We start from the raw sequence: 24,587 nt of genomic DNA, 5'->3' as shown, positions 1-24,587 counted from the left end.
GACGAAAACCGCGCGATGATCGCGCGGCGTCCGTGTTAAATGACGGGCGGCATCGGCGGCTGGTCGATGACGGCCGGCGTTTCGCGCGCCGCGCGCAGATCGCGCTTCAGGCGCCCGTTCTCGAGGCGCAGGCGGAAGATCGAAGGCAGCACGGACAGCAAGCCGGCCAGCAGCCCCACGGCGAAGAACGCCAGGCCGAGCAGGATCAGCGGCGCTTGCCATGAAAAGCCGGCAACGAAATTCAGCGTCGCGGTTTGCGTATTGGCCAGCGCAAGCACCAGCAGCAGTACGAACACCAATACCCGGATCAGCCAGACGATAAACTTCATGAAGCCCTCTCTTTGTTGAGGTTTGCCGCGGCGCGCGACTCCCCTTCGTCGCACCGAATCGACCCGTATTGTAAAGGAAGCGTTTCCGCGGCTGCGCACATCCTGCGCTCACCCGTTACGCCGCCCGCGCCGGAAATGAAAAAAGCGCCCGCAAGGGGCGCTTTTCTTTTCAGCCTTCGCCGGATGGGTTCCGGGCAAACCGGATGACGCTCAACGCTCGTCGTCCGGATCGTCAGCCTTCAGCGGTTCACCGGCGCGGCCGTCGACGCGTTCACGCAATTCCTTGCCAGGCTTGAAGTGCGGCACGAACTTCTCGGGCACCTGCACTTTCTCCCCCGACTTCGGGTTGCGTCCGACGCGCGCCGGGCGACGGTTGAGGCCAAAGCTGCCGAAACCCCGAATTTCGATACGATGCCCTTTCGCCAGGGCGTCAGACATCGCATCGAGCATCGTTTTCACCGCGAAATCCGCATCCTTGAGGACAAGTTGCGGAAATCGCGATGCCAGCTGCGCGACCAACTCGGATTTGGTCATACTTCAGCAGACCTCGTGAGGCTTACTGGTTCTGGCCGTCGAGCTTCGCCTTCAGCAGCGCGCCGAGGTTGGTCGTACCGGTCGCAGCCGAGCTGGAGTCCGACTGCAGGCCGCGGATCGCTTCCTGTTGCTCAGCCGAATCCTTCGCCTTGATCGACAGGTTGATGCCGCGCGACTTGCGATCGATGTTGATCACCATCGCGTTGACCTTGTCGCCTTCCTTCAGCACGTTGCGTGCATCTTCGACGCGATCCTGCGAGATTTCCGACGCGCGCAGGTAGCCTTCGATGTCGCCCGTCAGCGTGATGACCGCACCCTTCGCATCGACCGTCTTCACGACGCCGTCGACGATCGAACCCTTGTCGTTCATTGCAACGTAGTTGCTGAACGGGTCGCCTTCGAGTTGCTTGATGCCGAGCGAAATGCGCTCCTTCTCGACGTCGATACCGAGCACGATTGCTTCGACTTCGTCGCCCTTCTTGTACTTGCGAACAGCTTCTTCGCCGGTTTCGCTCCACGACAGGTCCGACAGGTGGACCAGGCCGTCGATGCCGCCCGGCAGACCGATGAACACGCCGAAGTCGGTGATCGACTTGATTGCGCCCGTGATCTTGTCGCCCTTCTTGAAGTTGCGGCTGAAGTCATCCCACGGATTCGGCTTGCACTGCTTCATGCCGAGGCTGATACGACGACGGTCTTCGTCGATCTCGAGGACCATGACTTCGACTTCGTCGCCCAGCTGGACAACCTTCGACGGAGCAACGTTCTTGTTGGTCCAGTCCATTTCCGACACGTGGACGAGGCCTTCGATGCCCGATTCCACTTCGACGAATGCGCCGTAGTCGGTGATGTTCGTGACCTTGCCGAACAGGCGCGTGCCCGACGGGTAACGGCGCGAGATGCCTTCCCACGGATCGTCGCCCAGTTGCTTGATGCCCAGCGAGACGCGGTTCTTCTCTTGGTCGAACTTGAGGATCTTCGCGGTGACTTCCTGGCCAACCGACAGGACTTCGCTCGGGTGACGCACACGACGCCATGCGATGTCGGTGATGTGCAGCAGGCCGTCGATGCCGCCGAGGTCGACGAACGCGCCGTAGTCGGTGATGTTCTTGACCACGCCGTTGACGATCGCGCCTTCCTTCAGCGTCTCGAGCAGCTTCGCGCGCTCTTCGCCTTGGGTGGCTTCGATCACTGCACGACGCGACAGCACGACGTTGTTACGCTTGCGATCGAGCTTGATCACGCGGAACTCGAGCGTCTTGCCTTCGTACGGGGTCGTGTCCTTGACCGGACGCGTGTCGACCAGCGAACCCGGCAGGAACGCGCGGATGCCGTTGACCATCACGGTCATGCCGCCCTTCACCTTGCCGGTGATCGTGCCGGTGACGAGTTCGTTGTTGTCGAGAGCCTTTTCCAGCGACAGCCACGATGCAAGGCGCTTCGCCTTGTCGCGCGACAGGATCGTGTCGCCGTAGCCGTTTTCGAGTGCGTCGATCGCGACGGACACGAAATCGCCCGACTGCACCTCAACCTCGCCCTGATCGTTCAGGAATTCCTCGATCGGAATGTAAGCCTCGGACTTCAGGCCTGCATTGACGACCACGAAGTTGTGGTCGACGCGCACGACTTCGGCGGAAATCACTTCGCCGGCGCGCATGTCTTGGCGGGTCAGCGACTCTTCGAACAGAGCCGCGAAAGATTCAGTATTCGGGGTAGAGGTTTGCAGGTCGGACATAAAAATCTGATTGTGCATGGATCGCTGTGCCACGCCGGCCGGAATGGCAGGCTGAAAGGGCCAGATCGAGGTCCACACGGGGTTAAGGGTTCGAAACACGCTCCGCACTTATGCGCGGAGCACCTACCGCTACCCGCCTTCTCAGGCGGGCTGGCCGAGCGCCCGGTACCACTGCAGCACCTGATCGACGGCTTCATCGACCGAAAGTGCCGACGTATCGAGCAGCTTGGCATCTGCCGCGGGCTTCAGCGGCGCGGCCGCGCGATTGCTGTCGCGCGCGTCACGTTCACGAAGATCCCGGAGCAAGTCATCTATATTAGCAGAAAAACCTTTTTGCATCAATTGCTTATGCCGTCTGGTCGCGCGCGCCTCGGCGCTGGCCGTCAGGAACACCTTCAGCACGGCGTCCGGGAAGATCACGGTGCCCATGTCGCGCCCGTCTGCAACGAGGCCCGGCGTCTTGCGAAACGCGCGCTGGCGCGCGACGAGCGCGGTGCGCACCGGCCCGTGCACGGCGATCGCCGATGCGCGGTTGCCGACCGCTTCGGCGCGGATGTCGTTCGACACATCGACGCCGTCGAGCTGCGCGCAGCCTTCGCGGAACGTGATGTGGAGATCGTCGATCAGCTTCACGAGTGCATCGATGTCGTCGGCCGCGATGTCGTAGCGCACGCTCGCCAGCGCCGCGAGACGGTACAGCGCGCCGCTGTCGAGCAGGTGGAAGCCGAGATGCGCGGCGACGAGCGCGGCGACGGTGCCCTTGCCGGAAGCAGTCGGGCCGTCGATCGTGATGACAGGGGTCGGGTGAAAGGGTCGGGTCGATTTCATCGGAACAATCAGGTCAGGCTTTGGCGAGCGCGGCGAAGCGGTCGAAATAGTCGGGGAACGTCTTGCCGACGCACTTCGGGTCGTTGATCCGCACAGGCACGCCGCCCAGGCTGACGAGCGAGAAGCACATCGCCATCCGGTGGTCGTCGTACGTGTCGATCGCCGCGTTCGGCGTGAGCTTTTCCGGCGGCGTGACGACGAGATAGTCGGGGCCTTCCTCGACGATCGCACCGACCTTGCGCAGCTCGGTCGCCATCGCGGCGATGCGGTCGGTTTCCTTCACGCGCCAGCTGGCGATGTTGCGCAGCGTGCTCGTGCCGTTCGCGAACAGCGCCGCGACCGCGATGGTCATCGCCGCATCGGGGATCAGGTTGAAGTCCATGTCGATCGGCTCGAGCTTGCCGTGGTCGTGGCCGATGCCGCGCACGTCGATCCAGTCGTCGCCCATCGTCACGTTCGCGCCCATCTGCATCAGCGCATTCGCGAAGCCGACATCGCCCTGGATGCTCGCACGCCCCACGCCTTCGACGCGCAGCGGGCCGCCGCCAAGCGCGCCGGCCGCGAGGAAGTACGACGCGGACGACGCGTCGCCCTCGACCATGATCCGGCCCGGCGAGCGATAGCGGACGCCGGCCGGCACGACGAAGCGCTGCCAGCCGTCGCGCTCGACGGTCACGCCGAAGCGCTCCATCAACCGGATCGTGATGTCGATGTACGGCTTCGAGATCAGTTCGCCGTCGACCTCGACGACGGTCTTGCCGTCCTTCGCCTTCACGAGCGGCAGCGTCATCAGCAACGCCGTGAGGAACTGGCTCGACACGTCACCGCGCACGCGGATCGGTGCGTCGACGGAAACCGTCGCGGGCTTGATCCGCAGCGGCGGGTAGCCTTCGTTCAGCTCGTAGTCGATCTGCGCGCCGATCTGCCGCAAGCCGTCGACGAGATCGCCGATCGGCCGCTCGTGCATGCGCGGCACGCCATGCACGCGATAGTCGCCGCCGTTCACCGCGAGCGCGGCGGTCAGCGGCCGCACGGCCGTGCCCGCGTTGCCGAGGAACAGGTCGGCCGTCTTCGCGGTGAATGCACCGCGCGTGCCCGTGACGACACAGGTGTCGCCATCGCGCGCGAGCTTCACGCCGAGCTTGCCGAGTGCGTCGAGCATCACGCGCGTGTCGTCGGAGTCGAGCAGATTGGTGATCGTCGTTTCGCCTTCGGCAAGCGCCGCGAGCAACAGCACGCGGTTCGAAATGCTCTTCGAGCCGGGCAGGCGCACGGTGCCCGATGCGCTGGAGTATGGGCCGAGATCGAGATAGTCCATGGGAATCGTCCTGTTATTTCTTGATCGGTTCGGCAGCGGGCGTACCGCCGCGCTCCTGCCATGCCTTGCGCGCGGCACGCGAGCGCGTGAACACGGCTTCGAGCGCCGCGCCGTCGCCGGCGTCGATCGCCGCGCGCAGCCGTGTGAGCACGCGCGTGTAGCCATCGAGTTCGTCGAGCAGCGCCGCGCGGTTCGCGACACACACGTCGCGCCACATCTCCGGGCTCGACGCAGCGATGCGCGTGAAATCGCGGAAGCCGCCCGCCGCGTACGAGAATTTCAGTTCCGCGTCGGCCTCACCGAGGATTTGCTCGACGAGCGCGAACGACAGCACGTGCGGCAGATGGCTGATCGACGCAAACACGCGATCGTGCTGCTCGGTGCTCATCGTGCGCACGTCGGCGCCGGTTTCGCGCCACATCGCGTCGATCCGGGCGACGGATTCGGGCAGGTTCTCCGGCAGCGGGCACAGCACGACGTTGCGGCCGACATACAGATCCGGCAACGCGGCCTCGACGCCGCTCGACTCGCGACCGGCAATCGGATGCCCCGGTACGAACTGCGCGATGCGCGCGCCGAGCGCTTCGCGCGCGGCCGCGACGACATCGGACTTGGTGCTACCCGCATCGGTGACGATCGTCGCCGCCTCAAGCCACGGCGCGATGCGCGCGAGCAACGGGCCCGTCTGTGCGACGGGTGCCGCCAGCAGCACGAGATCGGCGCCTGCCAGCGCGTCGCGCAATTGCGCGTCGTCGTCGAGCGCTGCCGCGCGGTCGATCACGCCGAGCGCGAGCGCGCGCTCGACCGACGTACGCGAACGGCCCACGCCGACGACCTCGCCCGCGCTGCCCGGCGCGCGCTCGCGCAGCGCGCGGGCCAGCGATCCGCCGATCAGGCCGACGCCGAAGATGACCAGTTTGTTGAATGCAAAGCCTGACACGACAAGAGCCAAGTTACGCGCGCAGGGCGACACCCCGCACGCGGAATTCCAGATTCCGGGCAACGGGCTCGCATCCGGCGCAAGCTGCGCCAGACACCGCCCGAACCCGCCTTCGGCAGCACCGACCGGCCTGCCCTGCCCGCCTGGCCGCAACGCCTGCTCGAACAGGCGACGGGCCGCCGCGCATCAGCGTGCGCGCGGATACGAACCGAGTACCTTCAGGAACGCAGCCTTCTGGCCGAGTTCCGCGAGCGCGGCCGCCACCGCCGCATCGTCCCGGTGCCCTTCGATGTCGATGTAGAAGTAGTACTCCCACGTGCCGACGCGCGCCGGGCGCGACTCGAAGCGCGTCATCGACACGCCGTGCCGCGCGAGCGGCTCGAGCAGCTTGAACACGGCGCCCGGCTCGTTCTTCACCGACACGATCAGCGACGTCTGGTCGTGACCGCTTTGGCCGGCCGGCTGCTTGCCGATGATGACGAAGCGCGTGCGGTTGTGCGGATCGTCCTGGATCAGCGAGAACGCGATCTGCAAGCCGTAGTGTGCGGCCGCGCGGTCGCCCGCGATCGCCGCGACGGTCGGATCGGCCGCCGCGAGACGCGCGGCCTCCGCGTTGCTCGCCACCGCCTGCCGCTCGAGCTGCGGCGCATTTGCCGCGAGCCACTGCTGGCATTGCGCGAGCGCCTGCGCATGCGCGCAGACGCGCTTCACACCGTCGAGCGTGCCGCTCTGCGTCAGCAGGTTGTGGTGGATCGGCAGCGCGAGTTCGCCGCTGATCAACAGTTGCGTCTGCAGCAGCAGGTCGAGTGTGCGTGACACGGCGCCTTCGGTCGAATTCTCAACCGGCGCGATGCCGAACGCGGACGCGCCGGCCTCGACCGAACGGAACACCTCGTCGATCGACGGGCACGGCAGCCCTTCGATCGACTGGCCGAAATACTCGAGCATCGCCTGCTCGCTGTACGTGCCGACCGGCCCGAGGAACGCGACGTGGATCGTCTGCTCGAGCGCTCGGCTCGCAGCCATGATCTCGCGCCAGATGGCGCTGATGTGCTCGCTCGCGAGCGGCCCCGCGCTCATGTCCTGCAGCCGCGCGATCACCTGCAGCTCGCGCTCCGGCCGGAACACCGGTGCGTTGAAATGCTTCTTGACCTCGCCCACCTCCAGCGCCACCGCAGCGCGCTGGTTCAGGAGCGAGATCAGCTGCGCATCGATCGCGTCGATGCGATCGCGCAGCGGTTTCAGGCGGGAATTCAGTTCGTCGTCCATGCGTTTTGCCGTGCTGTTTGAACAGCGCCGCCGTCAGGCGCCGCGCTGCTCGAAGTCCTTCATGTACTCGACGAGCGCTTTCACGCCCTCGAGCGGCACCGCGTTGTAGATCGACGCCCGCATGCCGCCGACGGACTTGTGGCCCTTCAGCTGCAGCAGCCCGCGCGCCTTTGCGCCGGCGAGGAAGTCTTCATTGCGCGTTTCGTCGGCCAGGAAAAACGGCACGTTCATCCGCGAACGTGCTGCCGGCTCGACCTTGTTCAGATAGAAACTGCTCGAATCGATCGTGTCGTAGAGCAGCTTCGCCTTCTCGATATTGCGGGCCTCGATCGCTTCGAGACCGCCCTGCCGCTTCAACCACTGGAATACCAGACCCGCGATGTAGATCGCGTAGGTGGGCGGCGTGTTGTACAGCGAGTTGTTCGCGGCGATGGTCTTCCATTCGAACGCGGACGGGCAGATCGACAGCGCGCGGTCGAGCAGATCCTCGCGCACGATCACGAGCGTCACGCCGGCCATCCCGATGTTCTTCTGCGCGCCGCCGAACAGCACGCCGTACTTCGCGACGTCCATCGGACGCGACAGGATGTGCGACGAGACATCCGCGACCAGCGGCACGTCGCCCAGATCGGGAATCTCGAACGTCTCGACGCCGTCGATCGTCTCGTTGGTGCACAGATGCACGTAGGCCGGATCGTCCGACAGCCGCCATTCGGCGCGCGCGGGCGCACGCGTGAAGCCGTCTTCCGTCTTGCCGGTCGCGGCGAGATGTGGCGTACCGTATTTCTTCGCTTCGCTGAACGACTTCTGCGACCACGAACCCGTGACGACGAAGTCGGCCGTCTTGCGCGACCCGAGCAGGTTCATCGGCACGATCGCGTTTTCCGCGATACCGCCGCCCTGCAGGAACAGGATCCGGTGGCTGGCTGGCACGCCGAGCAGGTCGCGCAGGTCGGTCAGCGCGGCCTCGTGGATCGACATGAATTCCTTGCCGCGGTGGCTCATCTCCATCACGCTCATGCCGCTGCCGTGCCAGTCGAGCATTTCGTCGGCAGCTTGCCGCAGCACTTCCTCGGGCATCGCCGCGGGGCCGGCGGAGAAATTAAAGACGCGCATCGTGAAAACCTCGGAGGGACGCGACCGGCTCGCTGCCGGCAGAACGCGCCAGAAAAGAAATGGCCGCTTGCGCTCACGCGCAAACGGCCATTATCGCACTGTCGTCAGGCTCCCGCCAAACCCGGCCGAACGGCCGGGGGCGTGCCCGGACGGCTTTACTTGCCCGGCTTGACTGCTGCGACTTCCTTGTCAGCCTGCGTGCGCGTTGCCTGGATAGCTTGCGGCATGTACTTCTGCATCAGGCCATTGACCACGTCGCGACCGACCTGATCCTGAACCTGGATGAACTTGCGGCCCGTCGGGCTCTTGTAGAACGTCGTCAGATCCTTGATCTCCGACGTGCTGTAGTACTTCGCGTAGGCGTCGTACTGAGCCGACATTGCGTCGTTCTGGAACTGTTGCGTGCCGAACACCTTGCCTGCGCCGTCAACCAGCTTCGGCACCGCGTTCTTTTGCAGCGTCGGAACGGCAGCCTGCTTCTGCTTGTCGTTCAGCGTCTTGTTTTCCGACAGCGCGTCCGACAGGATCGCCGGGACGAGTTGCTTGGCCTGCATTTCGGCGCTGTTGCCGATTGCCGACACGAGCTTCGGCGCGTCGATCGCGTCGAGCAGATCCTTGATCGCTGCCTTCTTGTCGGCGTCGATCGGCGCAGCTGCTGCCGGAGCTGCCGGTGCGGAATTCGACAGCGCTTGCGCCATCGCGAACGTCGGCACCAGTGCAGCCAGCAGAACCAGTTGCTTGAATTGCTTTTGCATCATCACTCCCTTTTGGAAATATGAATGGTTGCTCGCCGGCCGCGGCGCTTCGCGCCCGCGGCGGCTAGAGTCTCATCCGTTCTTCAGGCTTCGCCGTCCGACGCCTCGTCGGCCTCGCCGTCACCCTCCTCGGCCTCCGCGATCTGCTGCAGGCCAGAGAGCTTGGTACCCTCATCGAGACTGATGAGTGTAACACCTTGCGTGGCACGCCCCATCTCGCGAATCTCCGAGACACGGGTGCGAATCAACACACCGGCCGTCGTGATCAGCATGATCTGATCTTCGGCATCGACGAGCGTTGCGGCCACGACCTTGCCGTTGCGCTCGGACGTCTGGATCGCGATCATACCCTTCGTGCCGCGGCCGTGACGCGTGTACTCGGTGATCGGCGTGCGCTTGCCGTAGCCGTTCTCGGTCGCGGTGAGCACCGTCTGCTCTTCGCTGCCGGCGACCAGCAGCGCGATGACCTGCTGCCCGTCCTCGAGCTGCATGCCGCGCACGCCGCGCGCCTCGCGGCCCATCGGACGCACGTCGTTCTCGTCGAAGCGCACGGCCTTGCCGGAGTCCGAGAACAGCATCACGTCGTGCGCGCCGTCGGTGATCGACGCACCGATCAGGTAGTCGCCTTCGTCGAGGCCGACCGCGATGATGCCTTTCTTCATCGGACGGCTGAACGCCTCGAGCGGCGTCTTCTTCACGGTGCCGAGCGACGTCGCCATGAAGATGAACTTGTCGGCCGAGAATTCCTTGACCGGCAGCACGACGTTGATCTTCTCGCCTTCCTGCAGCGGGAACATGTTGACGATCGGGCGGCCGCGCGAGTTGCGCGAGCCCTGCGGCACTTCATAGACCTTGACCCAATACACGCGGCCGCGGTTCGAGAAACACAGGATGTAGTCGTGCGTGTTCGCGATGAACAGCGTCTCGATCCAGTCGTCTTCCTTCATCTGCGTCGCCTGCTTGCCGCGACCGCCGCGCTTCTGCGCACGGTACTCGGACAGCGGCTGCGACTTCACGTAGCCCGCATGCGACATCGTGACGACCATGTCCTGCGGCGTGATCAGATCTTCGGTGTTCAGCTCGGTCGCGTTCAGCTCGATCTTCGAGCGGCGCGCGTCGCCGAACTCGGCCTTCACCGAGGTCAGCTCCTCGCCGATCATCGTCGTGATCCGCTCGGGGCGCGCGAGGATGTCCAGCAGGTCGGCGATCTGCGCCATCACTTCGCGGTACTCGCCGATGATCTTGTCCTGCTCGAGGCCGGTCAGGCGCTGCAGACGCATCTGCAGGATTTCCTGGGCCTGCGTGTCGGACAGGCGGTACAGCCCGTCGACCTGCATGCCGAACGCCGGGTTCAGGCCTTCCGGACGGTACGCGGAACGGCCGCCGGCCGCCGCGTTCTCGCTCTCGGCGCGCGTGAGCATCTCTCGCACGAGCGACGAATCCCACGGCTTCGCCATCAACTCCGCCTTCGCGATCGGCGGCGTCGGCGCGGCCTTGATGATCGCGATGAACTCGTCGATGTTCGCGAGCGCGACCGCGAGACCTTCGAGCACGTGGCCGCGTTCACGGGCCTTGCGCAGTTCGTAGATCGTGCGGCGCGTCAGCACTTCGCGTCGATGCGACAGGAAGCACTGCAGGATTTCCTTCAGGTTCAGCAGCTTCGGCTGGCCGTCGACGAGCGCAACCATGTTCATGCCGAACGTGTCCTGGAGCTGGGTCGCCTTATACAGGTTGTTCAGCACCACTTCCGGCACTTCGCCGCGCTTGAGCTCGATCACGACACGCATGCCGCTCTTGTCGGACTCGTCGCGGATGTCGGAGATGCCTTCGAGCTTCTTCTCGTTGACGAGCTCGGCGATCCGCTCGAGCAGCGACCGCTTGTTCACCTGGTACGGCAGCTCGTCGACGATGATCGCCATCCGCTGGCCGCGGTCGATCTCCTCGAAGTGCGTGGCCGCGCGCATCACGACGCGACCTCGCCCGGTGCGGTAGCCATCGCGCACGCCGGCGACGCCGTAGATGATGCCGGCCGTCGGGAAATCCGGCGCCGGGATGATCTCGATGAGTTCGTCGATCGTCGCTTCCGGGTTGCCCAGCAGGTGCTGGCACGCGTCGACGACTTCGTTCAGGTTGTGCGGCGGAATGTTGGTCGCCATACCGACCGCGATACCCGACGAGCCGTTGATCAGCAGGTTCGGGATGCGCGACGGCAGGACCGACGGCTGCATTTCGTTGCCGTCGTAGTTCGGCTCGAAATCGACCGTTTCCTTGTCGATGTCGGCGAGCAGCTCGTGACCGATCTTCGCCATGCGAATTTCGGTGTAACGCATCGCCGCGGCATTGTCGCCGTCGATCGAGCCGAAGTTGCCCTGCCCGTCGATCAGCATGTAGCGCAGCGAGAAGTCCTGCGCCATCCGCACGATCGTGTCGTAGACCGCGGTGTCGCCGTGAGGGTGGTACTTACCGATCACGTCACCGACGATACGCGCCGACTTCTTGTACGCGCGGTTCCAGTCGTTGTTCAGTTCGTGCATCGCGAACAACACGCGCCGGTGCACGGGCTTCAGGCCATCGCGGACATCCGGGAGGGCACGTCCGACGATCACGCTCATCGCGTAATCGAGATACGAACGGCGCATTTCCTCCTCTAGGGAGGTGGGCAGGGTCTCTTTGGCGAATTGATCCATGTATCCGTATCGTTTCGGAGCGAAGACGGCGAACGCCTTTCGCGTGGGCGCTGCATGCGCAACGCAACGCGAGATTCTAACATGCGTCCATCAGCCGCCAATTCGCCGCCCCCTCTATATATAAATAGCAAAAATCGCAGCACCAGCGAATCGGCCGGAATTGCACACCGCAATCGCGCCCGACTCGACATCACAGACGATTGCAACATCGCTTGTTTTTCGCGCACGAGTAAACAACTGCATTCACCGGCGCAATTTCGTCGCCACACTCTTGACAATCTCTGAAAGTTACGGCAGGTCAGTGTTGCGCATGCACCACAAAGTTGAAGCGATCTTGGGGTGGGGAGGATTTTTTTTCGTAGGAAGGGAACGATATGGCAAAATGCCAACGCACTGAAAGTTAGACGCTGCTCGAAGTCTACACAGAGGCGGCGCCGCGTTTTTTGTGCCGCACCAATGTTATACTTCGAGCAATGTATGACTTGTCACCGTCAACAGGCTCGCAGTAAACCTGCGGTAATCTCAATTTCGAGAGGAGAAATATGAATAAACTTTCAAAGCTCGCGTTCATTGCAGCTACCGCAGTTATGGCTGCATCCGCTTCGGCACAGTCGGTGCCGGCGTCGCGTCAAGCCGTCAATGACAACTGGGTCAACGGCACGGGCGAATGGGTGTGGATGAACGGCACGAACGAGCTCTGCTGGCGCGATGCGTTCTGGACGCCGGCCACCGCCAACGCGAAGTGCGATGGCGCACTGGTCGCCCAGGCACCGCAGCCGCCGGTCGCTCCGGTCGCTCCGGCAATCACGAGCCAGAAGATCACGTATCAAGCTGACGCACTGTTCGACTTCGACAAGGCAACGCTCAAGCCGCTGGGCAAGCAAAAGCTGGACGAACTGGCTTCGAAGATCGAAGGCATGAACACGGAAGTGGTCGTCGCAACGGGCTACACGGACCGCATCGGTTCGGACAAGTACAACGACCGTCTGTCGCTGCGCCGTGCGCAAGCCGTGAAGTCGTACCTGGTCAGCAAGGGTGTGCCGGCCAACAAGATCTACACGGAAGGCAAGGGCAAGCGCAACCCGGTTACGACTGGCTGCAACCAGAAGAACCGCAAGCAACTCATCGCCTGCCTCGCACCGGATCGCCGCGTGGAAGTCGAAGTGGTTGGTACGCAGCAAGTGCAGAAGACGACCGTTCCGGCAAACTAAGCCGCGGTTTTCGACTGCTTCAAAGCCCCGCCCCGGCGGGGCTTTTTCTTTGACGCCCGCCCAGGCGCTCGTCGCTTCGCCGCTCGTCCGCTTCTTATATACTCGGGGCTGACGAACCGCAGCACCGCCCTCCTCCCGTAGCCCGTTTGCCGACATGACCAACGCCGATCCGCACGAACTCCAGAAATTCAGCGACCTCGCCCATCGGTGGTGGGATCCGAATGCCGAATTCAAGCCGCTGCACGACCTGAACCCGGTCCGGCTCGGATGGATCGATGCGCATGCGCACCTCGCCGGCAAGCGCGCACTCGACATCGGTTGCGGCGGCGGCATCCTGTCCGAATCGATGGCCGGACTCGGCGCACAAGTGAAAGGCATCGACTTGTCGACTGAAGCGCTTGGCGTCGCCGACCTGCACAGCCTCGAAAGCGGCATCACGGTCGATTACGAGGCCATCGCCGCCGAAGCGATCGCCGCGCGCGAACCGGGCTCCTACGATGTCGTCACGTGCATGGAGATGCTCGAGCACGTACCGTCGCCCGGCGATATCGTCGCCGCGTGCGCGACGCTCGTGAAGCCGGGTGGCTGGGTGTTTTTCTCGACGCTGAACCGCAACTTGAAGGCCTACCTGTTCGCCGTGATCGGCGCGGAGTACGTCGCGCAAATGCTGCCCAAGGGCACGCACGACTACGCGCGCTTCATCCGCCCGTCGGAACTGGCCGGCTTCATACGCGCGACGGATCTGCACATCGTGGAGATCAAGGGCATCACGTATCACCCGATCGGCAAGCGCTTCGCGCTGTCGAACGACGCCGACATCAACTACCTCGTCGCGTGCCGCCGCGGCGCGTGACCTTCCAACCGGCATGACGACTCCTCTCTCGACCGCGCGGGCTGCACTCGACGAACCGCGCCTGCTGCACTGTGATGCCGTGCTGTTCGACCTGGACGGCACGCTCGCCGACACGGCGCCCGATCTCGCGGCTGCCGTCAACAAGATGCAACGCGTGCGCGACCTGCCCGAAACACCGCTCGACGTGCTGCGGCCGCTGGCCTCAGCCGGCGCACGCGGCCTGCTCGGCGGCGCGTTCGGCATTGATCCGCACACGCCCGGCTACGAAGCGATGCGCGACGAGTTCCTGGCCAACTACGCGACGGATCTGTGCGTGCATACGACGCTGTTCCCGGGCATCGGCGACGTGCTCGACGAGCTCGACGCGCGTGGCGTGCGCTGGGGCATCGTCACGAACAAGGCGATGCGGCTCACGGCGCCGCTCGTCGACCTGCTCGGTCTCGCGCCGCGCGCCGCCTGCGTCGTCGGGGGCGACACAACGCCGCACCCGAAGCCGCACCCGGCCCCGCTGCTGCATGCGGCCGACCAGTTGACGCTCGCGCCTGTGCGCATCGTCTACGTCGGCGACGACCTGCGCGACATTCAGGCCGGCAGCGCCGCCGGCATGGCGACGGTCGCGGCCGCGTACGGCTACTGCGGCGACGGCGCCGCGCCATCCGACTGGCAAGCGCAGCATCTCGTCGACACAACGCAGCAACTACGCGAACTGCTGCGCGATGTTGGGCTATAATGTTTGATCTTATCCGCGGGGGCGACCTGGTTTCGACAGGGGTTGTGAAGCGGCTAGGGCATGTCGAGGACCCGTCACCTCGTTAATCAATGGGAAAATCGTAACTGCAAACGACGATACGTTCGCACTGGCAGCCTAAGGGCCGCCGTCCTCTGCCTAGTTCACTGACGGGCTAGTGTCGCAAGACCGGTAGCAATACCGCCAGAGGTCATTTACGTCAGTTAAGCCCTGTCGGCGTCGCGACGCCAGGGTCGAAAACTTAGCGAATCGCCGTAGTGCAGCGTGTTCGTCCGCGTCGCTGCGGTTAAATCAAATGACTGAACTAAACATGTAGAACTAGTCGTGGAGCGCTTCTGGACGCGGGTTCGATTCCCGCCGCCTCCACCAAATACCCGCCAAACGTTCACCACGTTTCGCAACGAAGACCCCGCCGAGCCTTGCTCCGCGGGGTTTTTTGTTGCAATCTTCCACCAACAACCCCCACTGAGTGCAATCCTATGGCGGGGGTTGTCCTGGGGGTGTTTCGCAATTCCGCCAATCGACAACCCCCACCATCCCACGGCGGCAACCCCCGAACGGAAAAGCATATGGCCCTGACCGACGTGGCGATCCGCAACGCCAAGCCAGCGGAGAAGCAGCAAAAGCTGTTCGACGGGGGTGGCCTCCATCTGCTCGTGACCCCGGCCGGCGGCAAGCGCTGGGTGCTCAAGTATCGATTCGGCGGCAAGGAGAAGAGCCTGGCGCTCGGCACCTATCCCGAGGTAACGCTCGTCGAGGCCCGCCAGAAGCGCGCCGCCGCGCGCGAGATGCTGGTACAAGGCACCGACCCCGGCGAGGCGAAGAAAGCAGAGAAGCGCACCCAGCGCCTCAACGCCGAGAATTCGTTCGAAGCCATCGCGCGCGAGTGGCATGCGAAGTACGCACCGAGCTGGTCCGCCAGCCATGGCGCGCGGCTGCTTCGCCGACTCGAGGTCGACGCCTTCCCGTGGATCGGCGGCAAACCCATTGCCGAACTCGCGCCGCCCGATGTGCTCGACGTGCTGCGTCGGGTCGAGAAGCGCGGCGCGCTCGAAACAGCTCATCGCCTCCATGCGAACATCGGCCAGGTCTGCCGCTATGCAGTCGCGACCGGCCGTGCCGCGCGCGATGTGACCGCCGACCTTCGCGGTGCGCTGCCGCCGGTGCAGCAGGAGCACATGGCCGCGATCACGGACCCGAAACAGGTCGCCGAGCTGCTGCGCGCGATCGACGGCTATCAAGGCACCCTCCCCGTTTCGTGCGCACTGCGTCTTGCACCGCTGCTGTTCCAGCGGCCCGGCGAGCTGCGTGCCGCCGAGTGGGCCGAATTCGACCTCGACGCGAGCACATGGGAAATCCCCAGCGACCGGATGAAGCGCACGAAGCAAGGCAAGGCGGCCGGCGGCGCGCATATCGTTCCGCTGCCACTGCAAGCTGTCGCCATCCTGCGCGAGCTGCAGTTGCTCACCGGCAATGGGCGGTTGCTGTTTCCCAGCGTGCGCACGAAGGACCGCCCGATGTCCGACAACACGGTAAACGCGGCGCTGCGGCGCCTCGGCTACGACGGCGACACCATGACCGGGCACGGCTTCCGCGCGATGGCGCGCACGATCCTCGACGAGGTGCTCGCCGTGCCCGCGCCCATCATCGAGGCCCAGCTCGCGCACACCGTCAAAGACCCTCTCGGACGGGCATACAACCGCACCGCTCACCTGCAGCAGCGCCGCGAGATGATGCAGAAATGGGCGGACTACCTCGACCGGCTGAAGGCCGGCGCGCAGATCATCCCGATCGGAGCGGCGGCCGGCTGACGGGCGCCTGCGGAGGCCACATGGAAATCGTCACGGCGTATCTCGCCGGCATCATCACCGCCGGCGTCCTCTGGTTCCTGGTGCGCTGGCTCGAAGTCGCGCGCGATCCCGAACTGGAAGTCGTTTATCGGCAACGCGCCGAGGAAGATCGGATGCGGCGCCTGCGGCGCAAGGGCGAAGCGGCGCGCCGAGGCAGGGGATGAGCCCGGAGCAACGTCCGCGAACTGCGCCTCGCGCGCGCACGCGCGGGTAGTGGCGATCATCGCGCTGACGCGCAGTTATTCAAACCACACGGGGAGGCAACACATGAGAGCATCGAACGGATTCACGCGCCTCGGCGCAGTGCTGAAGATCGTCGGATACATCCTCTTCGCCTTCGCCGCGTCCGCATGGATTTTCGGGCCGGCTGGCCTCGCCGGTGCGCTATTTTTCGGCGTGCCCGCGGCCGGGGTCTGGGCGCTCGGTTGGGTGATCGGGGGATTCGGCGCAGCGTAAGCGTTACTCCCCTTCGGATTGTCGGCCGACCGTTCCCCCGATCGCTTCGATCGCATTCAGTACCGAAAACATCGCATCTCGGGCTCGCCGAATTTGCTCGCCCAGCCAGTCGGCGGTGAGTAGCTGGTTGAACTCGACCTTGACGCGACCTCTCACGGGACGCGAGAACTTCACCAATCGCATGTCTGCGTCACCCTCATGCAACATGATTCGCCCATGTGCGAATGCATCTCGAATCGCAACGATCCCGCGATCAATCACCACACCTAGGTCTCGGCGTCCAGAGATCGTATTGAAGTCGTCAATCAATTGCCCGAGCGAACGCCAATCCGTCATTGGAGTCTCGTCTACCTCTTCACCAATGCCACGGTTCCAGTCGCCTTGATGCGGTGCGGCATGTGCACGGGCGTCGTGCGATAGAAAGAGCCGTAGCGTGGCCTCCAGGCTGCTGAGATTGCCATGCAATTTCCCAAGCAGGTTGCTGTGCTCTTCCAGTTTCAATTCACTCTCCATGCGTGCTCATTTTCTCGCGCGAACAGCCAGCGGCAGCGGACTCAACGCGGCTCCGCTCCTGGTCGCGGGCGCCTTCAACGGCGGGGGCGACTGTGCGCGGGGTGCGGCTGATTGCGCTGGCTCGCGCGCCGATTCCACCCATGCCTCGTACCCTTCGAGGTCCATCAGAATGCGGCCGTCAGGCGCTTTGACCCAGAGCTGGCCCGCCAGCCAGACACCGTCGCGCCGCTTCGACTTCACGGCCTCTTCGGTATAGCCGGTCAACTCGCAGAATTTCAGGACGGTGACGTATCGCGGAAACACCCTCATCGCGGTCTCCTGTCGTCGAGTATGCGATCACAAACTGCCGAACGACAGGGTACCCGTTCCCGGCGGCGCGCGGCGAAGCGCGACCGCCGAGCGGTCACGATCGAAACCGCGGAATCGCCATGCAGACGTCGCGGAACTGCCGGAGCGAGTCGGTATAGCCCGTCAGCTCACCGATGCCGTGCGGGCGCGCCAGCAGCCCGATACGGCGGCCAGCGATGCTTGGCGGCTCGCACTCGGGGATCCAGTAGCCGACACGGAAGCCACGCCGCCGTGGCCGCTCTCTGACCTTGCCGAGCACGATCGCGCCGAGCATCACCGGCCGCACCGCATCGGCGGGCACCCCGAACTTGAGGGAAATCGCCTCCGCGGAGTAGACGCGGCCGGGCACCAGATCGCGCAGCACGTTCTCGAGGGTGAACGGCGGCGGGTTCTTGCGGGCCCTCAATCCCCCTCCCCTTCGCCCTCTAGAGGGTCGAGCTCACCGAGCGCGATCTTCGTCAGGCGCATGTGCCGCTCTTGCTCTCCGTGGATCAGCCGCAGGCGGCGCTCATACTCGACAGCGGCCTGCGGGTGGAAATCGCGCAGGTAGCGCAGCTTCCCGCCGTTCTCATCCAGATACGCCGTGCAGTGCAGGCAATCGAGCGATGCCATGCCGTACCCGTATTGCCGCGGGATCTCAATGCCTTCGGCCTGCAGGTAGGCGATCACGTCCCCCTTCGTCCAATGCTGGATCGGCAACACGTAGGCGCGCCCATCACCGTCGCAGGCCCCGGATGCGAACGGCGCACGCTTCGCCTCGTCATCGCGCTGACCGCGGATCACCAGGTCGAAGCCGCCCGCAGCGACGGCGGCAGCCATCGGCTGCCAGAAATTCGCGAGGCAGCAGTCGTAACGATTGACGAGCCCGAACCCGTCATCGGTCGGCTCGACCATTCGGCCGAACCAGGTCGCGCGCGCTGGGACACAATCTGTCGGCCACGTGTTCGCCGACGCTGCACGCCACTGCTCGGCGCCGCCGACTTCAATGACGTCATGCACCTTCCTGCGAACGTCCTCGAATAGCTCGCGCGCCTCGGGATACGCATCGCTACGGCTCGACCATATGACCGTCAACCGACCCCAGTACGGACGCAGCAGATACAGGCAGGCGAGCGAGTCCTTGCCGCCGGAAAACTGCAGACACGGCCGCCGGCACGCCGCCATCGCTCGGCCGATCTCCTCGCGCGCAGCATCGACCAGGAACTCCATGCGAGGAACGGTGCCCACCGAGCCTGAAGCGAGCAGCTTCCGTCGCATCTCGTCAATGTTCGCGTCCCAGTACGGCGACGCCTCTCCATATCGAAACAGTGAGAGCGCCGCGGCCGGACTGAGAATCGGAACCACAGGCTCTCCGGCAGGTACGGGCTGCGATGCCTCATCTTTGCCCGCAATCAACGCTGGATCCGGCTTGCTCATGTTCCGCTTCATCGTCATCGCGTCCACCCCTGCTTCCAGGTACCGGAGCGAAGGTCCAGATGCCGCGCGCCGCCGGCGCGCGCATCGCGAAACTGCAGGCTGGCAGCGTCGAACCAGAGCTTGATCCGGCCTTCCCATGCGTAATGCCGCTGCTTCGCGCAAATGAGCAGTGTGTCGCCCGTGTTCTCGAGCTCGGCACGCCTCACGTCGGACAGGTCATCCCTGCGCAACTGGGCTTCCTTGTCCTTATTCCGATGCACGATCAGCACGTTGTCGACCAAGTCCGTGATCTCGCCGGCGCCCTTCATGTCGAACTTGTCCGGCACGACGGATTCCTTCTCGCCCTTGCGCGCGTGGTGCACGAGGTGGATGTGCACGCCCGTGTCTCGCGCCAGAGAGCACAGTGCGTCGACGAATGTCTTCTGGCCGGCATAGTCGTCCGGAGCGATGCCGCACTTCAACAGGCTGTCGATCACGACATGGTGCACGCCGAGCTCCTTGCGGCAGTACCGCGCGACCGCGAGCATGCGCGCTCGCTCGACCGTGCCGACATGGGAGTAGAGCCACAGCCGGTCGTTCGTCCACCGTCCGAAGCCACGGATAAAGTCCGGCGCAGGCATCGCAGTCGCCGCGGCCTGGCGCGTCAGGCGCTCCATGGTCGCGATCGGCCGCATCTCCATCGACGCGATGCACGCACGGTCGCCGGCTGACATGGCGTGCAGCATCACTTCGCCGAGGACAGCGGACTTGCCGTGGCCGTTCACGCCGCCCCAGAGCGTCACCTCGCCCTCGCGAAAGCGGAGCGAATCGCCGACGCTGGCCCAAGGCGACTCGGTACCGGGCGCGACTTCCTTCGGGCTGTGCAGGTGCTCGACCAGGCTCTCGATGAACTCGCTCGCGCGGCGCACGTCCGCGCGGCCGTCATCCTCGCCTCTGGCGTAGGCTGCCCAGTCGATCGAATCGGGAATTGTTCGGGCCATCAGGCCACCTCCTTGGCGTTTCTGCTTCGTTCGGCGGCGAGCTGCACGACGAGCTCGCACGCGCGGTCATAGGGATTCGGCAACGTGTCGCCCAAGGCATCGAACAGGCGGCGCGCCAGCGTGTGCGATGCCGGCCAGCACATCGGCGCGATCGGCATCGGGAACCAGTCGAAGAGCGCGAAATCTTCGCCCGGCACTGCGCGCCGCTCGCCGCAGTGCACGCGCGGCCCCTCGCGGAACGCAAGCACCAGCGTGTCGGGTACCGCGGCCGCGATGTCGGCGAGCGCGCGCAGCAGATCGCTCCAAGGCACGTCCGCGGATGCGAATACCTCGACGTTGAGTGCGGCAACTGGGCGCCAGTCGTAGGGCTGGCCGGCACTGGCCGAGAGCGTCACGTTGTCGAAGCGAAGCGGCCCGGCCAGCGTTACGAGGACCGGCAGCTCCGGCACTCGGCCGGCTCGACGCATCGACGCGAGCGCGGCACCGTTGGATGGATAGCGAAGGCTCATGGCGGTCACGCGAAAGGATCGTCGGTGGAGCGCCCATTCGCGCGCGGCGATGAGTCAGCCAGCCACTCCGCCTTGAAGCCGCCCCAGCCGTTCTCGCAGGCCAGCTTGACGGCGGCAGCCATCGACAGACCGGCCTTGGCCGCTTCCGCACCAACCCGATCGAGCGAGGTTTGCGTCGGTGCGAGCCTCTTGCCCTTCCGGGTCTTCAGCCAGTCAGCGGCGATCGTCTGGTCGACACCCAGAGACACGAGATGCGCGTGCGCATCGAAGCGCGAAGCGCGCTGTGTTTGTTTCTTTGAAGACGAAGACGAAGATGAAGATGAAGAGCCGTCACCCAAGGGGGGCTTTGGTGAAGCTTTGGTGCTATCACCCAAGGGGGGCTTTGGTGCACCCTTCGCCGCACTGTCGTCATCGCTCTGGAAGCGCGACGACTCGCCACGAACCGCGCGCACATACTCGTCTTTGACCATGCGTGACGAGTACCAGATCGGGCCATCCTGCTCGGCCACCAGCGTCACCGGCTCGCCGTCGCGACGGCCGGAGCGCGGCACGTAGATGCACGCGGCGCACGACTGCCCGTTGTCGGCGCCCTTCAACACGCCCTTGCTGACGATGGCCCTGAGCGCCGCGAGCGGCGCGCCGATCGCCTGCGCGATCTCCTTGAGCGGCCAGCGTAGGACCCCGTATTCCTCCGAGTCGTGCAGCAGGCACATCACGTCGATCCACACGCCCTTCTCAGCGTGCGTGCAGCGTCGCAGGTTGCTGTTCGCCTGCCAGTCGCCTGGGTAAAACTGGAACGATGGACGCGTCATGCTGGCAGCCCCATCGCATCCTCCATGCGCCGGATCTGCGCCGCGCTGCGGTGCCTGATTTCCAGACGCATGAGATGGCTGCAGCGAGCGCGCAGCACGCGCGTGCCGGCGGCGCACATCAGTCGCCCGAGCGCGTCGATACGCAGCTCGCGCGCGTGGTCATCGACAGATCGCCCGAGCGCGGCCGCAGAGCGGATGGCGGCGCGCGTCGACCAGCTTCGCAGCTGGATAGCGCCGACGCGGCGCGTGCGGATCGCAAGGTTTGCCGTCATGGCGCACCTCACGCGTTTTCGGGAGCACGGTAGCCGGCCGGATCAGCCAGCCAACGATGGATCTCGCGATTCGGCCACGCAACGCAGCGCGCCGATCCGAGCTGCACGCGCTTCGGGAATCGCCCGGCACGCTCGCGAAGACGCACGGCCTCGTGGCTCAACGGCACGAACTGCTTCAGATCGTTCCAGCGCGTGAAGCCGTCGAGCGGCAGAGCCAGCGGCTCGGGTTGATTGCCGGCAGCCGCCGGCGTATTGGGGAAGTTTGCGCCCATGTGCAAAACCTCGCGGTTGATTGAACATGGGCCGATGATGCTGTTCGAGACTCTCCCGGTCTAAGGGTAGCCATCTCGCGAAATGACTACCCCTCAACGGTCGTCAGAGGCCATCCGCGCTGTCAAACGCGCCGCCATTTTCTGGACTATCTCACCGCGGTAGACGCTGAAGAGCCGCCGCAATTCCTTCGAATCGAGCGGCTTTTCCAGCTGCTCCTCCCTCGCGATCACGTCGCATATCTCGTCCCAGGTGGGCACGGCACCGCCCGTTCTGCCGGGTTCGACCTCGCGCAGCTGAAAGATGCGCATGGCGATACGCTCATTGCGGTCGGTCCGATTCGAACTGCGACGGCGCCGCCCATCAACCTTGACACCGAAAGCAGCGTCGAGCGTCGACTGCTCGCCATTCAAGTACGCCGCGAAGGCGTCGGCAGCGAAGTGAGCCAGCTCTGCAGAAATTGGAGACGTCGGAAACGAGAGCGTGCGCAACTGCACGACGAGCGCAGCCAGTAGATCACGCGCCACCTCCGCGTCGCTTCCCCGTGCCGCTTCGATCCACGGCGCGAAACCCGACCAGGTCAGGCTATTGATCTCGGCCGCCACGCGATCGAGCCGATCCGGCGGTTTGCTGTCGCTCATTGCGCCCTCACGCAATCCCTTGAGAGGGGCCGCGCCGGCCGGGTAAGGGAGCCCGGTTTTCGCCCCGTCGAGCTAGGCGCGGTGAAACGATTATGCCGCAGTGTCGGAGCGTGCCGGCCGCACCGCATATTCGTCGGCCCAATCCGACAGTGCCCCGATATCCTGCACGAGCATCCCCGACACGGCCGCGCCCATCGCAAGAAGCGCCTCCACGGTCGTCGGCTGCAGGGGCGGCTCCACTTCGCAACCCTCCCCAGCACTGCGATATGACGTTTCCTGAACCAGATTCGCACGCGCGATCGCGAAAATATGCTCGAGCCCATGGACTACCGCATAGGCGCGTTCAAGGTGGTTCAGCAACGGGCCGGCCCTGACGAGCGAATCGTCTGCGGCAGCATCGGACACACGTTCGCTGAAGACCGGGAATCGGGAATCGAGGAAGTTCTCGCCGCTCATCACGCCACCTCCGCGCGGACGATTTCAGCCAGGCGGCGCAGTGCGTCGCCGGTGGCGTCGAGCGCATCCTGATAGGTCGGCGCGAGCGCGGCGGCGCGCAGGGCGGCGCGGATAATTTCGAGTGGGGATTGCGGTTGCTCGGGACGAGCGAGGGCTTGGCGCATGGTGTGGCCTCCTTGTACGGTTGAGGCCCGCTGTCCCGTCGCCAAACGGGGTGAGCGGGCACTGAGCAGGGTTGGCGAACCGGCGTACAAGGTAACCGGCAGACCCTAAGGTCTCCCCGCCCAGGCCCGCCCATTGAAGGCGTGCAAAGGCAGCGCAAATAGAAAAGCCGCGGGTCGATCGACGGCGCGGCTTCGTTGCGCCTTGTACACGTCAGGTCGCCAAACCCGGCCGCTGTTGTCTCAGCAGCGCATACAGGCTATCCCCGTCGGTCGCGCAACGTCAAGAGGGAATTGAACCCAGCTACTGAACTCGACGACGACGGCAGAAGAACAGCTTGGCCGATACGACGAAGAACTGCAGTTGCAGCGGCCACGCTGCCGCGCACGTCGGTCGATACTGATGCGGCAACGGCGGTGATGCCCATCGACCAGCCAACGGCATGAAATCGGCTGAAATCGCCTCGATGCCATCGAACATCGACGGCTGTGTTTCCTCGATGTGCGACGCGCGCGCCACTCGTCGATTGAGCGTTCGCGCTCCGATCGCCAGATAGGTCGCCACACGCACCGCGTCACCATCGAAACGCTCGAATGTGCGGAGGTATGCGATGGCCTCGGAGAATCGGCCGCTGATCGCGTGCGCTGCCACCGCGGCGTCTTCGCGCATCTCGAGCGCAACCAGCGGCTCGTATTTTTCTGGAGCTGAAAGTCGCGCGCCGACAGCACTGGGTAGAAGATCGCCATCGTCGTCGATATCGTCTCGATCGATGCGCAGCGCGAACCGCTCCTTCCGATTGACGAATTTCCCGAACTGGCGCTGCAGCCGGGCGACAATCATGTCGCGCAGGCTTTCGTCGTCCGGGTCAGGAGTTGCATCCGGATCCGCGTGGAGCTCGTCCACGATCAGCCAGGTTTCGCTTGTGAGATCGTCAACGGAGTGATCCCCTTCCGAAGACCAGGCGATTCGCTCGAGCTGCTTGCGAATCAGGCTTGTGACGCGCTGGAAGAATGCGAAGGCTCGGCTCAACGGCCCTCCCAGTCAGCCGGGGACGCGTTACCCGCGCCTGTATCGGCAGCGCAGCAATTCCTCGGCAGCGATAGCCGGGCGCGGCGCCCGGTACTCGATCTGGAGTGCATCGCGCGATGCTAAATCAATCGTATGAAAGATCAATGCATCATCGCCACGAGATGAGTAGCAGTGCTTTTAGCGAGTGACGCGACATCGCACGGGGCGTGCACGGTCATCCAGGTGATGCGTGCGCACAACGGTTCGGGACTGGAGCGAAACACCCCCAGGCGCTCATTCGCGGGGGTCGTTTTGGGGGTTTTTTGACCACGAAAAGCAGGCACACCCTTTCCAGATATGGGATTGCCGACGAAATTCGAGTGACGCCGCCCCACCAAATTCCGCGTTCGCCGCACGAACCCCGCATGACGCAAGTCTGCGGGGTTTTTTGTTTCACGATGACTCCAGCCCGGTAGTTCGCTGGACTGCGCCGTAGCTAGATACAGCAGGTTTATCAATAACTTACGCGCGTCCATCATATGCCGGTGCTTTCTGAAACTTGACCCGGTTT

The 24,587-nt window shown here is 64.5% G+C and carries 30 protein-coding genes and 1 other RNA gene; 7 read left to right on the top strand and 24 right to left on the bottom strand.

Annotation, left to right across the window (positions count from 1 at the left end):
- Positions 1 to 35 precede the first annotated feature (35 nt).
- From QZM67_RS24570 to gyrA, 10 genes are all read right to left on the bottom strand, one after another.
- The gene (locus tag QZM67_RS24570; RefSeq protein ID WP_175023124.1) at positions 36 to 329 is read right to left on the bottom strand and encodes a lipopolysaccharide assembly LapA domain-containing protein; all 294 of its coding nucleotides are present in this window, start codon (positions 327 to 329) and stop codon (positions 36 to 38) included.
- Between the two features lie 210 nt (positions 330 to 539).
- Entirely contained in the window at positions 540 to 863 is a 324-nt protein-coding gene (locus QZM67_RS24565; RefSeq protein WP_006486894.1) for an integration host factor subunit beta, read from the bottom strand.
- A 22-nt stretch (positions 864 to 885) separates the two neighbouring features.
- Positions 886 to 2,616, bottom strand: coding sequence for a 30S ribosomal protein S1 (gene rpsA / locus QZM67_RS24560; protein WP_307871539.1), 1,731 nt, complete (start codon positions 2,614 to 2,616; stop codon positions 886 to 888).
- A gap of 123 nt (positions 2,617 to 2,739) precedes the next feature.
- The gene (cmk, locus tag QZM67_RS24555; protein ID WP_043181860.1) at positions 2,740 to 3,426 is read right to left on the bottom strand and encodes a (d)CMP kinase; all 687 of its coding nucleotides are present in this window, start codon (positions 3,424 to 3,426) and stop codon (positions 2,740 to 2,742) included.
- A gap of 13 nt (positions 3,427 to 3,439) precedes the next feature.
- Positions 3,440 to 4,744 (bottom strand): 3-phosphoshikimate 1-carboxyvinyltransferase, encoded by a 1,305-nt coding sequence (gene aroA / locus QZM67_RS24550; protein ID WP_043181857.1) that lies wholly within the window; start codon positions 4,742 to 4,744, stop codon positions 3,440 to 3,442.
- A gap of 13 nt (positions 4,745 to 4,757) precedes the next feature.
- Positions 4,758 to 5,684 carry a prephenate dehydrogenase/arogenate dehydrogenase family protein gene (locus QZM67_RS24545; RefSeq protein WP_175023120.1) on the bottom strand — a complete coding sequence of 309 codons (927 nt, stop codon included), beginning with the start codon at positions 5,682 to 5,684 and terminating at the stop codon, positions 4,758 to 4,760.
- Positions 5,685 to 5,870: 186 nt separating this feature from the next.
- Complete coding sequence (gene pheA, locus QZM67_RS24540) at positions 5,871 to 6,953, bottom strand: prephenate dehydratase (protein WP_043181854.1); 1,083 nt, start codon at positions 6,951 to 6,953, stop codon at positions 5,871 to 5,873.
- 33 nt (positions 6,954 to 6,986) lie between these two features.
- On the bottom strand, positions 6,987 to 8,069 hold the full coding sequence (gene serC / locus QZM67_RS24535; protein WP_301807272.1) for a 3-phosphoserine/phosphohydroxythreonine transaminase: 1,083 nt from the start codon (positions 8,067 to 8,069) through the stop codon (positions 6,987 to 6,989).
- A 155-nt stretch (positions 8,070 to 8,224) separates the two neighbouring features.
- On the bottom strand, positions 8,225 to 8,824 hold the full coding sequence (locus tag QZM67_RS24530; protein WP_011351329.1) for a DUF2059 domain-containing protein: 600 nt from the start codon (positions 8,822 to 8,824) through the stop codon (positions 8,225 to 8,227).
- Positions 8,825 to 8,907: 83 nt separating this feature from the next.
- Positions 8,908 to 11,511 (bottom strand): DNA gyrase subunit A, encoded by a 2,604-nt coding sequence (gyrA, locus tag QZM67_RS24525; protein ID WP_089450129.1) that lies wholly within the window; start codon positions 11,509 to 11,511, stop codon positions 8,908 to 8,910.
- A 542-nt stretch (positions 11,512 to 12,053) separates the two neighbouring features.
- Between gyrA and ompA the strand changes: the two genes are divergently transcribed.
- The 7 genes from ompA to QZM67_RS24490 all read left to right on the top strand — a co-directional run bounded on the left by ompA (position 12,054) and on the right by QZM67_RS24490 (position 16,629).
- Complete coding sequence (gene ompA, locus QZM67_RS24520) at positions 12,054 to 12,722, top strand: outer membrane protein OmpA (protein WP_006476579.1); 669 nt, start codon at positions 12,054 to 12,056, stop codon at positions 12,720 to 12,722.
- Positions 12,723 to 12,876: 154 nt separating this feature from the next.
- Positions 12,877 to 13,575 carry a bifunctional 2-polyprenyl-6-hydroxyphenol methylase/3-demethylubiquinol 3-O-methyltransferase UbiG gene (ubiG, locus tag QZM67_RS24515; protein ID WP_175023118.1) on the top strand — a complete coding sequence of 233 codons (699 nt, stop codon included), beginning with the start codon at positions 12,877 to 12,879 and terminating at the stop codon, positions 13,573 to 13,575.
- A gap of 13 nt (positions 13,576 to 13,588) precedes the next feature.
- The gene (gene gph, locus QZM67_RS24510; RefSeq protein WP_301807268.1) at positions 13,589 to 14,305 is read left to right on the top strand and encodes a phosphoglycolate phosphatase; all 717 of its coding nucleotides are present in this window, start codon (positions 13,589 to 13,591) and stop codon (positions 14,303 to 14,305) included.
- Positions 14,306 to 14,322: 17 nt separating this feature from the next.
- Positions 14,323 to 14,692, top strand: a transfer-messenger RNA (tmRNA) gene (gene ssrA / locus QZM67_RS24505).
- A gap of 200 nt (positions 14,693 to 14,892) precedes the next feature.
- The gene (locus QZM67_RS24500) at positions 14,893 to 16,134 is read left to right on the top strand and encodes an integrase arm-type DNA-binding domain-containing protein (RefSeq protein WP_301807266.1); all 1,242 of its coding nucleotides are present in this window, start codon (positions 14,893 to 14,895) and stop codon (positions 16,132 to 16,134) included.
- A gap of 20 nt (positions 16,135 to 16,154) precedes the next feature.
- Positions 16,155 to 16,337, top strand: coding sequence for a hypothetical protein (locus tag QZM67_RS24495; RefSeq protein ID WP_301807263.1), 183 nt, complete (start codon positions 16,155 to 16,157; stop codon positions 16,335 to 16,337).
- A gap of 49 nt (positions 16,338 to 16,386) precedes the next feature.
- The gene (locus QZM67_RS24490; protein WP_301807260.1) at positions 16,387 to 16,629 is read left to right on the top strand and encodes a hypothetical protein; all 243 of its coding nucleotides are present in this window, start codon (positions 16,387 to 16,389) and stop codon (positions 16,627 to 16,629) included.
- Positions 16,630 to 16,632: 3 nt separating this feature from the next.
- Here the strand turns inward: QZM67_RS24490 and QZM67_RS24485 are convergent, their stop codons facing one another.
- The 14 genes from QZM67_RS24485 to QZM67_RS24420 form a co-directional block, all read right to left on the bottom strand.
- Positions 16,633 to 17,130, bottom strand: a complete 498-nt coding sequence (locus tag QZM67_RS24485) for a hypothetical protein (protein ID WP_301807258.1) — start codon at positions 17,128 to 17,130, stop codon at positions 16,633 to 16,635.
- Positions 17,131 to 17,148: 18 nt separating this feature from the next.
- Entirely contained in the window at positions 17,149 to 17,451 is a 303-nt protein-coding gene (locus QZM67_RS24480; RefSeq protein WP_015601852.1) for a hypothetical protein, read from the bottom strand.
- A 94-nt stretch (positions 17,452 to 17,545) separates the two neighbouring features.
- The gene (locus QZM67_RS24475) at positions 17,546 to 17,896 is read right to left on the bottom strand and encodes a hypothetical protein (protein ID WP_301807251.1); all 351 of its coding nucleotides are present in this window, start codon (positions 17,894 to 17,896) and stop codon (positions 17,546 to 17,548) included.
- Positions 17,893 to 18,906, bottom strand: coding sequence for a phosphoadenosine phosphosulfate reductase family protein (locus QZM67_RS24470; RefSeq protein WP_301807248.1), 1,014 nt, complete (start codon positions 18,904 to 18,906; stop codon positions 17,893 to 17,895). The genes QZM67_RS24475 and QZM67_RS24470 overlap by 4 nt, the downstream gene beginning before the upstream one ends.
- A gap of 14 nt (positions 18,907 to 18,920) precedes the next feature.
- Complete coding sequence (locus tag QZM67_RS24465; RefSeq protein WP_301807459.1) at positions 18,921 to 19,886, bottom strand: AAA family ATPase; 966 nt, start codon at positions 19,884 to 19,886, stop codon at positions 18,921 to 18,923.
- Entirely contained in the window at positions 19,886 to 20,395 is a 510-nt protein-coding gene (locus QZM67_RS24460) for a histidine ammonia-lyase (RefSeq protein WP_301807457.1), read from the bottom strand. The genes QZM67_RS24465 and QZM67_RS24460 overlap by 1 nt, the downstream gene beginning before the upstream one ends.
- A 5-nt stretch (positions 20,396 to 20,400) precedes the next feature.
- The gene (locus tag QZM67_RS24455) at positions 20,401 to 21,207 is read right to left on the bottom strand and encodes a hypothetical protein (RefSeq protein ID WP_301807244.1); all 807 of its coding nucleotides are present in this window, start codon (positions 21,205 to 21,207) and stop codon (positions 20,401 to 20,403) included.
- Complete coding sequence (locus QZM67_RS24450; protein WP_301807241.1) at positions 21,204 to 21,479, bottom strand: hypothetical protein; 276 nt, start codon at positions 21,477 to 21,479, stop codon at positions 21,204 to 21,206. The genes QZM67_RS24455 and QZM67_RS24450 overlap by 4 nt, the downstream gene beginning before the upstream one ends.
- 8 nt (positions 21,480 to 21,487) lie before the next feature.
- The gene (locus tag QZM67_RS24445; RefSeq protein WP_301807239.1) at positions 21,488 to 21,751 is read right to left on the bottom strand and encodes an AlpA family transcriptional regulator; all 264 of its coding nucleotides are present in this window, start codon (positions 21,749 to 21,751) and stop codon (positions 21,488 to 21,490) included.
- 93 nt (positions 21,752 to 21,844) lie between these two features.
- Entirely contained in the window at positions 21,845 to 22,390 is a 546-nt protein-coding gene (locus QZM67_RS24440) for a hypothetical protein (RefSeq protein WP_301807236.1), read from the bottom strand.
- Between the two features lie 90 nt (positions 22,391 to 22,480).
- On the bottom strand, positions 22,481 to 22,846 hold the full coding sequence (locus QZM67_RS24435) for a hypothetical protein (protein WP_060174709.1): 366 nt from the start codon (positions 22,844 to 22,846) through the stop codon (positions 22,481 to 22,483).
- A complete protein-coding gene (locus QZM67_RS24430; protein WP_301807234.1) occupies positions 22,846 to 23,010 on the bottom strand; it encodes a hypothetical protein in 165 nt (54 codons plus the stop codon). The genes QZM67_RS24435 and QZM67_RS24430 overlap by 1 nt, the downstream gene beginning before the upstream one ends.
- Before the next feature lie 301 nt (positions 23,011 to 23,311).
- Positions 23,312 to 24,037, bottom strand: a complete 726-nt coding sequence (locus QZM67_RS24425) for a hypothetical protein (protein ID WP_301807232.1) — start codon at positions 24,035 to 24,037, stop codon at positions 23,312 to 23,314.
- A 140-nt stretch (positions 24,038 to 24,177) separates the two neighbouring features.
- Positions 24,178 to 24,587 (bottom strand): hypothetical protein (locus tag QZM67_RS24420; RefSeq protein WP_301807230.1); only part of this gene is annotated, 410 nt, incomplete at its 5' end.

Origin of the sequence: Burkholderia sp. AU45251 (assembly GCF_030482905.1) — a bacterium.
Taxonomy (GTDB): domain Bacteria; phylum Pseudomonadota; class Gammaproteobacteria; order Burkholderiales; family Burkholderiaceae; genus Burkholderia; species Burkholderia aenigmatica.
The sequence above is the reverse complement of the archived record's forward strand: the minus strand, read 5'-3'. Positions and strand labels throughout refer to the sequence as shown.

Coding starts and splice junctions, on each gene's coding strand:
- QZM67_RS24570 (WP_175023124.1), bottom strand. CDS start 329: ATGAAGTTTATCGTCTGGCTGATCCGGGTATTGGTGTTCGTACTGCTG.
- QZM67_RS24565 (WP_006486894.1), bottom strand. CDS start 863: ATGACCAAATCCGAGTTGGTCGCGCAGCTGGCATCGCGATTTCCGCAA.
- rpsA (WP_307871539.1), bottom strand. CDS start 2,616: ATGCACAATCAGATTTTTATGTCCGACCTGCAAACCTCTACCCCGAAT.
- cmk (WP_043181860.1), bottom strand. CDS start 3,426: ATGAAATCGACCCGACCCTTTCACCCGACCCCTGTCATCACGATCGAC.
- aroA (WP_043181857.1), bottom strand. CDS start 4,744: ATGGACTATCTCGATCTCGGCCCATACTCCAGCGCATCGGGCACCGTG.
- pheA (WP_043181854.1), bottom strand. CDS start 6,953: ATGGACGACGAACTGAATTCCCGCCTGAAACCGCTGCGCGATCGCATC.
- serC (WP_301807272.1), bottom strand. CDS start 8,069: ATGCGCGTCTTTAATTTCTCCGCCGGCCCCGCGGCGATGCCCGAGGAA.
- QZM67_RS24530 (WP_011351329.1), bottom strand. CDS start 8,824: ATGCAAAAGCAATTCAAGCAACTGGTTCTGCTGGCTGCACTGGTGCCG.
- gyrA (WP_089450129.1), bottom strand. CDS start 11,511: ATGGATCAATTCGCCAAAGAGACCCTGCCCACCTCCCTAGAGGAGGAA.
- ompA (WP_006476579.1), top strand. CDS start 12,054: ATGAATAAACTTTCAAAGCTCGCGTTCATTGCAGCTACCGCAGTTATG.
- ubiG (WP_175023118.1), top strand. CDS start 12,877: ATGACCAACGCCGATCCGCACGAACTCCAGAAATTCAGCGACCTCGCC.
- gph (WP_301807268.1), top strand. CDS start 13,589: ATGACGACTCCTCTCTCGACCGCGCGGGCTGCACTCGACGAACCGCGC.
- QZM67_RS24500 (WP_301807266.1), top strand. CDS start 14,893: ATGGCCCTGACCGACGTGGCGATCCGCAACGCCAAGCCAGCGGAGAAG.
- QZM67_RS24495 (WP_301807263.1), top strand. CDS start 16,155: ATGGAAATCGTCACGGCGTATCTCGCCGGCATCATCACCGCCGGCGTC.
- QZM67_RS24480 (WP_015601852.1), bottom strand. CDS start 17,451: ATGAGGGTGTTTCCGCGATACGTCACCGTCCTGAAATTCTGCGAGTTG.
- QZM67_RS24470 (WP_301807248.1), bottom strand. CDS start 18,906: ATGAGCAAGCCGGATCCAGCGTTGATTGCGGGCAAAGATGAGGCATCG.
- QZM67_RS24465 (WP_301807459.1), bottom strand. CDS start 19,886: ATGGCCCGAACAATTCCCGATTCGATCGACTGGGCAGCCTACGCCAGA.
- QZM67_RS24460 (WP_301807457.1), bottom strand. CDS start 20,395: ATGAGCCTTCGCTATCCATCCAACGGTGCCGCGCTCGCGTCGATGCGT.
- QZM67_RS24455 (WP_301807244.1), bottom strand. CDS start 21,207: ATGACGCGTCCATCGTTCCAGTTTTACCCAGGCGACTGGCAGGCGAAC.
- QZM67_RS24450 (WP_301807241.1), bottom strand. CDS start 21,479: ATGACGGCAAACCTTGCGATCCGCACGCGCCGCGTCGGCGCTATCCAG.
- QZM67_RS24445 (WP_301807239.1), bottom strand. CDS start 21,751: ATGGGCGCAAACTTCCCCAATACGCCGGCGGCTGCCGGCAATCAACCC.
- QZM67_RS24440 (WP_301807236.1), bottom strand. CDS start 22,390: ATGAGCGACAGCAAACCGCCGGATCGGCTCGATCGCGTGGCGGCCGAG.
- QZM67_RS24435 (WP_060174709.1), bottom strand. CDS start 22,846: ATGAGCGGCGAGAACTTCCTCGATTCCCGATTCCCGGTCTTCAGCGAA.
- QZM67_RS24430 (WP_301807234.1), bottom strand. CDS start 23,010: ATGCGCCAAGCCCTCGCTCGTCCCGAGCAACCGCAATCCCCACTCGAA.